The following is a 619-nucleotide window of genomic DNA, read 5'->3' on the forward strand; positions in this document are numbered from 1 at the left end:
GGGATATTTTTCAATATTAATGCCTTGATAAATCCATAAAACCCACAGCCCCGCCCACTCATAATAATATCTCTTTATATCCCTTCCTCTAAGAATTGGCTTTATAATTTTGCTTGTTCTTTCTCTTTCTTCTTCAGTTTTGCAGTTTGCAAGTATCTCATCTTTTTTTTCTGTGGTAATTATAAAAGCTTCGTTTAAGCCTGTTAATATGCCACGATAAATATTCACATCCCATTCTTTTAGCGGTTTGCCAAGACGCTCTATCTTTTCTTTTAATCTTTGCTCAGCACTGCTTCCTATAAACCAGGCATCTTTAGAGAGTTTTTCAAGTAGTATGCCTTTTTTATCTATTGCATTTAGTATATTTTTTTTGTCTTCTTTTTGTAGAGTGGCAGCGATAAGCTTATTTTGATTTTCTTTCTTTTGTATAAGCAAGATGTTTGTGTCTACTGTTGCGCTCTCAAATACTCCTGGTCCTAAATCGATTAAAATCTTAGGATTGTGCTTTATAAAAAACTCTCTTAACTTTTCTCCATAACCTGCTCTCATCCACTTGTTTGATGTTATAAAACAAAGATGACCGCCAGGTTTTAAAAGCTTTATACCTTTTTCATAAAAA

At 33.1% G+C, this 619-nt stretch carries 1 protein-coding gene; it reads right to left on the reverse strand.

What is annotated here, in order from left to right:
- A partial coding sequence (locus ACP5NR_RS08800; RefSeq protein WP_428006373.1) for an Eco57I restriction-modification methylase domain-containing protein occupies positions 1-619 on the reverse strand: 619 nt, incomplete at both ends.

The organism is Athalassotoga sp., assembly GCF_049965695.1.
Lineage (GTDB): Bacteria > Thermotogota > Thermotogae > Mesoaciditogales > Mesoaciditogaceae > Athalassotoga.